The organism is Streptomyces sp. NPDC002958 (assembly GCF_055563255.1).
This window is the reverse complement of the sequence record NZ_JBVHDS010000074.1, coordinates 1-2,145: the sequence shown is the minus strand read 5'-3', so window position 1 is coordinate 2,145 and position 2,145 is coordinate 1. Positions and strand designations below refer to the sequence as shown.

3 protein-coding genes are annotated in these 2,145 nt (G+C 65.2%); 1 reads left to right on the top strand and 2 read right to left on the bottom strand.

Annotated elements, in window-relative coordinates:
- Positions 1-893, bottom strand: an 893-nt coding sequence (locus ACZ3IC_RS34115; RefSeq protein ID WP_467422601.1) for an RNA-guided endonuclease InsQ/TnpB family protein, incomplete at its 3' end; no start/stop codon positions are given.
- A 26-nt stretch (positions 894-919) separates the two neighbouring features.
- On the opposite strand from ACZ3IC_RS34115, the gene tnpA reads away from it, so the two are divergent.
- On the top strand, positions 920-1,336 hold the full coding sequence (tnpA, locus tag ACZ3IC_RS34110) for an IS200/IS605 family transposase (RefSeq protein WP_114242432.1): 417 nt from the start codon (positions 920-922) through the stop codon (positions 1,334-1,336).
- Between the two features lie 79 nt (positions 1,337-1,415).
- Here tnpA and ACZ3IC_RS34105 read toward each other — a convergent pair whose 3' ends face one another.
- Positions 1,416-2,051: a transposase gene (locus ACZ3IC_RS34105; RefSeq protein WP_467422598.1), complete on the bottom strand. Its 636-nt coding sequence runs from the start codon at positions 2,049-2,051 to the stop codon at positions 1,416-1,418.
- Positions 2,052-2,145: the final 94 nt, after the last annotated feature.

Here is a 2,145-nt window from a genome sequence, read left to right as displayed (position 1 = left end):
ACACTGGCCCGAGGGGCGTCCTCCTTTCCTGCGCATCGGCGCGCCCCTACTCGTATGGTGCGACCTCGTGTCGCACCCGCTTGGTTCTCGCGGATGATCTGTGCGGAGAGCTGGTGGTGGAACTCGCGCCGCGCATCGGCCGCCTGCGCATGCGCGCGGGCGACCTTGACCCGGGCCTTCTCCCGGTTCTTCGACCCCTTCGCCTTACGGGACAGACTGCGCTGCTCCCGTTTGAGTTTCTTCTCCGCCCGGCGCAGGAACCGGGGGCTGCTGATCTTGGTCCCGTCGGAGAGGACCGCGAAGTGTCCAAGGCCGAGGTCGATGCCGACGACCGGTTCCACGGCGGGCAGCGTTTCGGGTTCGGTTTCCACGACGAAGGACGCGAAGTACCTTCCGGCCGCGTCCTTGATCACAGTCACTGTCGAGGGGGCCGAGGGCAGAACACGGGACCACTTCACCCGCACAGCGCCGATTTTCGGTAACGACAGGTCCCCGCCGGGGGTGATCTTCCACCGGGCGTTCCTGGTGAAGCGGATCGACTGCCGACTGTCCTTACGGGACTTGAACCGGGGTTCTGCGATCTTCGGCCCCTTGCGGGTGCCCTTCAGCGAGGCGAAGAAGTTCATGTATGCGGTGTCCAGGTCCCGCAGGGACTGTTGGAGCACCACGGCGGACACCTCGCCGAGCCAGGCACGGGCCTGGGTCTTCTTCGCCTCGGTGATGACCTGTTTGGACAGGTTCCCGGCCTTCGGGTAGGGCAGGCCCTGTTCATGGGCGTCCTTGCGGGTGCGCAACGCGTCGTTGAAAACGACGCGGGCGCACCCGAACGCCCGGGCCAGCGCCACACGCTGAGGACCGTTCGGGTACACGCGGAAGGTGTACCGAAGCTGCATACCGAACACCGTAATACAGTTGGCCTATGGCTGAGTATCAGAACATTCGTACTGGTCGTCACTGTGCTTTTGCCCTCCACGCACATTTGGTTTTTGTGACGAAGTACCGGCACAGGGTCTTCGAGGACGTGCACCTGACGCGTATGGAGGAGGTCATGCGGGCCGTGTGTGAGGACTTCGAATGCGAGCTGGTGGAGTTCAACGGCGAGGACAACCACGTGCATCTGCTGGTGAACTTCCCCCCGAAAGTGGCCCTGTCCAAGCTGGTCAACTCGCTCAAGGGCGTCAGCTCACGCCGGCTCCGCCAGGAGTACCCGGAACTGGTCCGACACTACTGGCGGGCTCAGCGTCTGTGGTCCGGCTCCTACTTCGCCGGCTCGGTGGGCGGGGCTCCGCTGTCCATCGTCCGTCAGTACATCGAGCAGCAGAACCGTCCGCTCTAGCCTGCCGGTCAGAGCAGCGCTCAGAATCGCTTCACCACCGGGCTGAAGGACTCTGCTGAGGAATGCGTGATTCGGGTGATCAGGCCGCGAGCATCAGGGCTTCGAGGCGGGAGGTGCGGGTGCCGCCGAGTGGGGTGCCGGTCAGCCATCGGTCGATGCGGATGAGGTTGAGTGCGGTGGCGGCGAAGACGTGGCCGAGCCGGGTAGTGGGCAGATTGCGGTAGCGGGTGCGGCGCAGGCCGGTGACGCGTACGGCCTGGGAGATCGTTCCTTCGACTCCGGCCCGGATTGCGTAGCGGCCCTTCCACTCTTTGGTCTCCTGCGCCTGGCGGACGGCTTCGAGGGCCTCGTACCGCTCACGCGGCAGGAAGGTGATGCCTCTGCCTCGGCGCCCGGATGGTGGCTTGGTGCACGACGTCTGCTTCGGGCAGGGGCGGCAGCGCTCGGCGGAGAAGAACACTTTGAGCACGGGGGTGCCGTTACGGTGGTGTTTCTGCTCCCACCATTCGAAACTGCGGTGCCCTGCCGGGCAGACGGCGCTCTCGGTTTCCCAGTCGATGGTGAAGTCGGCTCGGGAGAAGCCCTGATTCTGCCGGGACTGCGGGCTGCTGTCGTGCGGGGCCGGGCCGAGGAGTTCCATGCTTTGCTCGGTCGCGGTCAGGAACAGGCCGGCGGTGGTGTAGCCGGCATCCACGACATGCACGTCGGGCAGCAACTGAACCGCCCCGGGTCAGGTGGAGGCTCGATTTCATGAAAGGATCGAGTCATGGCACGACCTTCCCGTTACCCGCTTGAGCTGCGCCGACGTG